At 35.7% G+C, this 7,726-nt stretch carries 10 protein-coding genes; 4 read left to right on the forward strand and 6 right to left on the reverse strand.

From position 1 onward, the window contains the following. Nucleotides 1-122: 122 nt before the first annotated feature. From AC33VI_RS11065 to AC33VI_RS11075, 3 genes are all read right to left on the reverse strand, one after another. Entirely contained in the window at nt 123-422 is a 300-nt protein-coding gene (locus tag AC33VI_RS11065; RefSeq protein ID WP_491782319.1) for a hypothetical protein, read from the reverse strand. A 191-nt stretch (nt 423-613) separates the two neighbouring features. Next, the gene (locus AC33VI_RS11070) at nt 614-949 is read right to left on the reverse strand and encodes a hypothetical protein (protein WP_491782320.1); all 336 of its coding nucleotides are present in this window, start codon (nt 947-949) and stop codon (nt 614-616) included. A gap of 106 nt (nt 950-1,055) precedes the next feature. Then, nucleotides 1,056-2,333 carry an FAD-dependent oxidoreductase gene (locus AC33VI_RS11075; protein ID WP_491782321.1) on the reverse strand — a complete coding sequence of 426 codons (1,278 nt, stop codon included), beginning with the start codon at nt 2,331-2,333 and terminating at the stop codon, nt 1,056-1,058. A 56-nt stretch (nt 2,334-2,389) separates the two neighbouring features. Between AC33VI_RS11075 and AC33VI_RS11080 the strand changes: the two genes are divergently transcribed. From AC33VI_RS11080 to AC33VI_RS11095, 4 genes are all read left to right on the forward strand, one after another. Further along, nucleotides 2,390-2,578, forward strand: a complete 189-nt coding sequence (locus AC33VI_RS11080) for a hypothetical protein (protein WP_491782322.1) — start codon at nt 2,390-2,392, stop codon at nt 2,576-2,578. A gap of 487 nt (nt 2,579-3,065) precedes the next feature. Continuing rightward, a complete protein-coding gene (locus AC33VI_RS11085) occupies nt 3,066-3,764 on the forward strand; it encodes a hypothetical protein (RefSeq protein ID WP_491782323.1) in 699 nt (232 codons plus the stop codon). Next, nucleotides 3,740-5,353, forward strand: a complete 1,614-nt coding sequence (locus AC33VI_RS11090; protein WP_491782324.1) for a patatin-like phospholipase family protein — start codon at nt 3,740-3,742, stop codon at nt 5,351-5,353. The genes AC33VI_RS11085 and AC33VI_RS11090 overlap by 25 nt, the downstream gene beginning before the upstream one ends. A 141-nt stretch (nt 5,354-5,494) precedes the next feature. After that, on the forward strand, nt 5,495-5,770 hold the full coding sequence (locus tag AC33VI_RS11095) for a hypothetical protein (RefSeq protein WP_491782325.1): 276 nt from the start codon (nt 5,495-5,497) through the stop codon (nt 5,768-5,770). Nucleotides 5,771-6,038: 268 nt separating this feature from the next. Here AC33VI_RS11095 and AC33VI_RS11100 read toward each other — a convergent pair whose 3' ends face one another. From AC33VI_RS11100 to AC33VI_RS11110, 3 genes are all read right to left on the reverse strand, one after another. Beyond that, nucleotides 6,039-6,587, reverse strand: coding sequence for a Uma2 family endonuclease (locus tag AC33VI_RS11100; protein ID WP_491782326.1), 549 nt, complete (start codon nt 6,585-6,587; stop codon nt 6,039-6,041). Between the two features lie 67 nt (nt 6,588-6,654). Next, entirely contained in the window at nt 6,655-6,942 is a 288-nt protein-coding gene (locus tag AC33VI_RS11105) for a DUF7660 family protein (protein WP_491782327.1), read from the reverse strand. Nucleotides 6,943-6,952: 10 nt separating this feature from the next. After that, the gene (locus tag AC33VI_RS11110; protein ID WP_491782328.1) at nt 6,953-7,501 is read right to left on the reverse strand and encodes a Uma2 family endonuclease; all 549 of its coding nucleotides are present in this window, start codon (nt 7,499-7,501) and stop codon (nt 6,953-6,955) included. Between the last annotated feature and the right edge of the window lie 225 nt (nt 7,502-7,726).

The raw sequence follows: 7,726 nt of genomic DNA on the forward strand, positions 1-7,726 counted from the left end.
ATATTGTTGGGATTTTGTTTCTCGCAAAGCCGTTTACCCCGAGCCAAACGGGGCAAGCCCAGCTTCGTGTTCTGGGCAGAGACGCAAAGGTACAAAAGAAGAATTTTTTATTTAGTGCATTGTTATAGAGAATTGGTATAACCTTTCCAAAACCAAATTTCTCCTTCTTTCTCTTTAACTGTAAATAGAGTAAGTTCGAGATTATCTTTTGATGTCGGTAAAGAATAACAGATCCAACCACTGTTTTCATCTTTCAACAAAACAAACGGCTTATTAAACAAAGTAAAACTATAGGGGCGATGGCGGGGAATATTACCTAAGAAATCGATAAAATACCAGCCATTATTTTCAGAAATCTGCTGTTTTAATCGTTCTCTTTCTAAGTACTTGTTTTCAATATAATGATTGTAATTATTGCTCATGGAATTCTATTAACTAAAAAACTAAATCTTTGTCACCGATCTGAGGAATTTCTATATTCCTAATGTGGTTTACTATCGAGCAAATAATTAATATTAATGCAACGATCGATATTCCTTGGACTAAAAAAGTCGTGCAATCGCTATCTAATGGTTCTCTCATGATTCAAAAACTTTTAGTGTGGCGGTATCTTTTAAACGAAAGTAAAAACGGAATCATCGATCGCCAGATCGGGGGAGGTATTTTCGACTATGGCAATTAATTCCGTACCAAAATCTAAGCCAGAATCGTAGATAAGTTTGGCATCTAAACCGCCTGGATTATTGGGTAGAAAGTCGAGGGTATATTGTTCGGCAAAGCCAAATAAAACAATTTTGTCTTCGGTAGAATTGAGATCGCTAATGCGGGCAAAATCAGCATCTCCTGAAGAAAAACTAATTTCCAAACTATCCCCCGAACTGAGGGACAAGTCTGCGATCGCATCGTTATCCAACTGACTACCAGCAGGAGTAAAGGTTATATTTGCCACGATTTTTGTTTGTTTTAAATACTTCTCTTAGGATTAATTTTTCTCTAAGTAGCTAATTCAAAACAGGGGATAAATTCGGGTCTTTGATTAAAAAGTGTAAATTAATTTAACCTTGAGAACTGGAGATCGGCTTCGATTTTTTCACTTTATTACACCAACCACGATAGCAATCGTAGATCTCCCCATAGGAAATATTGGGATCGTGCATGGCTTGAAAAAGGGGCGGTAGAAACTTTTGAGGAAATAGCTCATGTAAAAACTGCGCCATTCTCATTCGTAAGATAAATTCTACAAACAAAGACTTTTGAGAAGGAAGACTATAATCGCTCAGTTCCACTACTGCGCGAGTATCGGGCAAACGTCGGGCGGTAAACTGGGTTAAAACCTGACTGAGATCGTCATTATATTCGTCTAAAAGTCCGTTTAAAATCGAGACATCTTCCAAAGCAGAATTACATCCTTGTCCCAAAGCTGGAGACACTGCATGAGCCGCATCGCCGAGCAGTAGAGCATCGTCTTCATAGTGATAGCAGTTACAACGAATGGTCAAATTGCTACCAATTGGTCGGTTCAAAAACGCCTCTGCATCTTCAGGAGTCATTAACTTAGCAACTGTGGGAAAATTTTGCTCAAAGAAATCTGTTACTCCCCTCACGTTACCGAGTTGGCTTATTTGTCGATCGTTCCTGGGAAAATGAATCACCCCATTCAAGCTACCATCTGAATGGGGAACTAAAATAATCACAATCCCATTATCTGTTCTCCAAGTATGAATTTTATCGGTGTCTAACCCATGCTTGATATTCTTTACGGGAAGGAATAAAGTTTTATAATCATCGCTGACGTATCTTTGCTGGCATTCAAACAGCTTGGTATCTAGAAAAGCTTTTCGCACCACAGATCGCGCACCATCCGCACCAATAATTAGATCGTAATCTACTGTTAAATCCCCTGTTGGCATAGTAAAATAAGCTTGCTTGGCAGCTAAGTCTACTCGCAGACATGGATGCTGAAAATGAATCTTGAGGTTATTTGTATCTAAACTATTTAACAAGACTTTAATTAAACTCAAGCGATCGATAGTCGTTAAAGATTTATCTCTGGGGATAACTCTTTGTCTGCCACTATAACTATGGGATACAGACGCAATAATTTCGTGACCATTTCCCTTTACTGCTTCAATTAAACCCGAAATTTGCCCTAAAGCTTTCATTCCGCGATCGCTCAAAGCGAGGGGATACGTCCTAGATTTGGAATCGCTAAGTAGTCGCGGATCGCCATGACGTTCGTAAATATCAATCTGGTAATCTTTTCTTTTTAATAAATAATGCGCTAACAGCAAACCGCTAGCACCCGCACCGATAATTGCAACTTTTTTAGCCATATTTAAAAATTATTTAAAACTAATCTTCTCAAACCTAGTTATTTTCTTCGATTGCCTTGCCACGACTATCCATTACGGTAATTAAGCTTTCGTCAGCTAATTCCTGTTTCCCTTACCATAACCAAATGATTCCTTGTTTTTTTATGACGGGAAAAGATTTTAAACAAAAGTCCGCAGTTTGGGACAATAAATGGCAAATCAATTTGTTATCGCGATCGCACCATCAAACAAATCTGCGATCGTAAATACTGAATATATGCGGGCTATCTAAAGAAATATCTTGGCTATAACCAACAAAATACCATCGCGACATAATAGGCTTACTTTGTTCTTCCCGTCGTTTAGACATTAGCTTTTTTTGATCATTGAGAAATAGATCGATAATATATTTTTTGTTGCAAAAAAAACAGGGGAAAACTTCAGGTTTTCAGTAGTCATACAAAGATAGTAATAATCAAGTATTCGTAACAATTCAATCTAAAAATAGATAATTTTAAATCCACAAGAGTATGCTGTAAGTAGATTAGAGCTGCCTTGCGATTGCAATTATTTTCAAAAAAACGCTTTCCAAAAAATTATTTATATACCGATAAATACATATAAACGAAAGTCATAAACTAAAGTTTATTTATTGATAAATAAAATCTTACTTTTTGTGCAAAAAAACAATGCATTTTATTCTGAAAAGCTGCCTATAAAACAAATAATAATTAGAAATAGGAAGCTAAAATTATGAAAAATGAAAATTCAGCAACAGAACGAAAATCTCTAGGCTATTCTGAATTTAGAGAAGAAATTATTCGTCCTTGGCTAAAAGAAATTTGGTATTTAAGAATACCTGCTTTGGTAGCAGTATTATCATTTATAATCTTTGCCTTAGTCGATCAAACTATTGAAGTTTATCGTATTTTTTATCAACAGCAGTTATGGCAGCATATATCGTATTCTGTGTTGTTATTTGCTCTGGCATTTTCTATTTGCTACTCAGGTCGAACAATATCATTTACTAGAATAGAAAAAGAAAATGAAGATGATTTTTTTGCAAGAATTAAAGGTAAAGATTTTAAACTCAAAGAAATTACAACTCGAATCTTAAACTTGTTAAAAAAGGAAATCCAGAAAAAACAGTCAAAAGTTACAGCATTAATCTGGCTACCACGTTTTTTTGGTTTATTTCCACTGTTTGGCTATTTGGTCGGAATAATTAGAGCTGTAGGTTTTAATATTGAAATGTGCTTACCTATTACCTTGATGGGCGTGTATTGGATTTTTATTGTTTTCCAAAAATGGGTAGAGCATAGAAAGGTGAAAAAGAATGAAGAAAAAAAATATTTGTATTTGGGGAGAAATTCGAGCAATATACAATTTCTATATTCCTCAGCACTTTTTTCTTCATTACCATTTCTATGGTTGTCAATAATAATGTTGTGAGAGGAATTTTATTTTGTATATTGATGTCTATATCTTTTATACTTTTGAAGCAAACATTTAACAAAAGAAGTCTCGATTTTTCAGACATACTATTTTTGTTTTACATTGGATTTTTAACAGCGATCGCAATTTCTACAGAGCCAACAGGATCTTTGTCCAAATCATTTTTATCTCCAATTAATATTGTTGCTATATTTCTTAACTCATTTGTGTTCTTTGTTAGCTATATCTACAAGTGGGGATATAAACTTAAAATTCCGATACTTGTAATTTTAGTGTTGCTAGCCTTTGTTTCTAGTTTATTTAATTGGAATGATAATCACGACTTTAGAAAACTTTCAAACGATAGTCAAAATCAAAAAATAGAAAAAACGTCTAATAAAAAAGAATTCTTAGATTTAGAAAGTGCTTTTGAAAACTGGTGGGAGACACGGGAACAGGAAAGAGAAGAATTCAAGCAAAAAGGCAAGCCATATCCTATATATATAGTTTCGGCACAGGGAGGTGGAATTTTTGCAGCTTACCATGCTGCCCTAACATTATCCCGATTACAAGATGAATCTCCCACTTTTGCCAATCATGTTTTTGCTATTAGTGGTGTCTCTGGAGGTAGCTTTGGTGCAACAGCATTTTCTAGCCTGGTTAAGAGCGGTATAAAGCCAGGAAAGCTAGAGGACAAGGCACATGACTTATTAGATCGTGACTTTTTATCTCCATTACTCGGAGCAGGATTATTTCCCGATTTCGTTCAACGATTTATTCCCTTTCCAATCAACTTTTTTGACCGAGCCAGAGCCTTAGAATATTCGTTCGAGCAAGCCTGGAAAGAAGAAATTCAAAAAGATTCTAATCCCCTCAAAGATTCATTTTACAAACATTGGAATCCTAAAGGAAAAGCTCCCGCTCTGGTTTTAAATACAACGGTTGTAGAAACTGGAGATCGCTTGGTGCTGAGTCCATTTAAAATAAAGTCGCCAACCTTTAATGACATTAGAAGTGTTGCCTGCAAAGAAGATATTGACTTCCCACTTAGTACGGCTGCTGTTCTGAGTGCCAGGTTTCCTGTAGTGACTCCAGTAGGGGGGTTTGAAAAATGTAATGGTTATCCAGAGCCAATCAAATCTCGTTTGGCAGACGGAGGTTACTTTGAAAACTCTGGTTTCTCAACTGCTTGGGAAATAGGTCAAAAAATAGAAGAATTTTTAGGTAAAGAACAAAATAAAGCAGGTGATGGCGAACTCAACCAAGATAATAAGCCTGCTCCAGAATATAAGATTATTTATCTAGCCATTACTGACGATAATCACATAGAACCAGATCGTGCAACTGGATTAAATGAATTGTGGTCTCCCATTAGTGCTTTGTGGCAAACAAGAGATGCCCGAAGTCGCAATGTTATTCAACAGGCTGAAGAGCAAATAGACGGCGATCTGAATCAAAATAACGATATAGCCGAGCATCGCTTTAGACAGCTTTATTTAACTCACATAAATGGTACAACACCAGCAACTACTTCATATCCCTTAAAAGATCGGCTAAAAAAAGATTGGCTAATAACTGTTGCCAAAATAACTGCCCAAAAAGAATAAGAAACTGTAGAATCAAACTCTGATAAGGATGCTTATCGTATTCGTCTGCTCGATCCAAAAGGAAAGCAGGAATGGTGGAACGATTTAGAAATTTCCAAATTTAACAAAGATAAAAAGGAGATTGCACAACGAAAAGATGACTTGGAAAAAGAGTTAGAAAACTTCATTGAAAATATTCGTAGATTACCAATCGATCGAGATGAACTAAAAAAAGCCGAGGAAGAGATTGCGTCCAATTTACTAGATTCGCCTGAATTACCTTTAGGGTGGTATTTATCTGAAACTTCACAGAAGGCAATTAAGGCAAGAATAGGAACGCCTAACGCTTGTTTGTCCGATCCCAATTTATTCTCAGCAGATAATAATCCAAACAATAATAGCTGTGTGATGAAGTTTATCGTAGAAGAACTAAGCTAAATAATGTTAGTTATGGTTAAGGCTATTTTTGGGGATTCTGCGCCACTACTTATTATGCAAAGAAATGGGAGTTTTAAACATAGAGAACATAAGGGTTTTAGCTCCCACCCGAACTCAGATTATATATCATTAAGTCCCAAAATCGAGACTGTTAAAGTCCATACTGTTCTCTAAATTTTTTAGCAATAATGCGATCGCAAAAAGAAAAGAAATACCACTGGAGATAAAAGAAAGACTGAAAGATAAAAGTAGCAATACAAGTTATACATTAATAAAGTAACAGTCTATCTAAGGCGATCGCAATTTGAGGAAAAGCCAAAGAAGAAACCGCACCTGTTGTATATTCATCAACCTGAGTATAATCATCATTTTGTATCTGGGTATGAACGATAAGTTTTTTGTTAATCAAATCAATTACCCAATATTCAGGGATACCATTGCGGGCATAGGTTAATTTTTTCTGGTTAAGATCGGTTTTCAAAGTTCTGTTAGAGATTTCGATTAGCCAATATATATCTTGAGGATAGGGGTGATGAGTGCGATAAATAGATTCTGGTAGTCGAACTACAGCCACATCTGGTTCTGGTTCGCTATTATCGAGGGTAATCGGATGAGATTCTTGAATTTCGGCAAGATTATTTAAAATGCTTCTTAAATATTTAACTATGCTGCTATTGGTATAACGATGTTCTACTCCTTCTGGACTCACTTCGATTATCTTTCCTTCTAAAAATTCCACTGGTTTTCCTTCAAGTAATCCCAAGTCAACCAACTCATGCCATTCTTCAATCGACCATTTATAAGTAGTTAAAGTCATAAATCTCTATCCTCATCCTTCTTTCATTTTATTGGCGATCGCCTACAGAACAGCTTTAAAACAATCGCTATTCATAAATTTTTCCGCAATACAAAAATGTGGCGAATTGTTTCCATTTGTTTGTTTCAAGGTCAATTTCTTGACGAACGCCAAAATCAGAATCATTAGCCCATGCTACTGCTGCTTCTAAAAAACTACTAATAGTATTATTTGCCCAATCACCATTAAATCCAAATTCATCTATAGATTTTCCTTCGTGTATTTCTCTATCAGCAATTAGTGCTTTAACAAAAACTAAAAAAGACTTTTGATCTCGAACATTTTCTAATAAGTCTTCAATAACAATTTTAGACATCTATCATATTTTAATAAAGTAACAGTCTGTCTAAGGTGATCGCAATTTGAGGAAAAGCTAGCGAATAAACCATACCCGTTGTATGTTCATCAACCTGAGTGTAATCATCATTTTGTATTTGGCTGTGGATGATGAGTTTTTTATTAACCAGATCGATTACCCAATATTCAGGAATACCATTGCGAGCATAGGTTAATCTCTTGTGGTTTAAATCGGTTTTGAGAGTACGGTTAGAGATTTCGATTAGCCAATATATATCTTGGGGATAGGGGTGATGACTACGGTAGATAGTTTCAGGCAACCGAACTACAGCTACATCTGGTTCTGGTTCGCTATTATCAAGGGTAATTGGATGAGATTCCCTAACATCAGCCAAGTTGTTTAGCAAGCTTCTTAAATACTTGACCAAACTATCGTTAGTGTAACTATGCTCGATTCCTTCTGGGCTCACTTCAATAATTTCTCCTTCCAAAAATTCCACTGGCTTTCCTTCAAGTAATCCAAAGTTAACCAATTCGTGCCATTCTTCAATCGACCATTTGTATGTAGTTAAAGTCATAATCTCTATTTCACATCAACCGTCTGTTAGATTATTGTATCTACCACTTATTCTCTATTTTGATCTATTCTTCCTCCCAAAAATAATTTAAGAAGTGGGCGGAACTCCCCAACCTCGCGAAGCAGGTTGTGGGATGGATAGCCCCGCCGATAGGCGTTATTGAAACAGTTAATAAGAAATTGATGAAATCTTGATACATTAGTAGTTCTAGCTGTTGTATAATAA

Source organism: Waterburya sp. (assembly GCF_058530065.1).

What these genes read in the sequence shown, in the direction of transcription:
- AC33VI_RS11110 (WP_491782328.1), bottom strand. Translation starts at nt 7,501, where the DNA reads ATGACTTTAACTACATACAAATGGTCGATTGAAGAATGGCACGAATTG.
- AC33VI_RS11085 (WP_491782323.1), top strand. Translation starts at nt 3,066, where the DNA reads ATGAAAAATGAAAATTCAGCAACAGAACGAAAATCTCTAGGCTATTCT.
- AC33VI_RS11065 (WP_491782319.1), bottom strand. Translation starts at nt 422, where the DNA reads ATGAGCAATAATTACAATCATTATATTGAAAACAAGTACTTAGAAAGA.
- AC33VI_RS11075 (WP_491782321.1), bottom strand. Translation starts at nt 2,333, where the DNA reads ATGGCTAAAAAAGTTGCAATTATCGGTGCGGGTGCTAGCGGTTTGCTG.
- AC33VI_RS11105 (WP_491782327.1), bottom strand. Translation starts at nt 6,942, where the DNA reads ATGTCTAAAATTGTTATTGAAGACTTATTAGAAAATGTTCGAGATCAA.
- AC33VI_RS11090 (WP_491782324.1), top strand. Translation starts at nt 3,740, where the DNA reads ATGGTTGTCAATAATAATGTTGTGAGAGGAATTTTATTTTGTATATTG.
- AC33VI_RS11100 (WP_491782326.1), bottom strand. Translation starts at nt 6,587, where the DNA reads ATGACTTTAACTACTTATAAATGGTCGATTGAAGAATGGCATGAGTTG.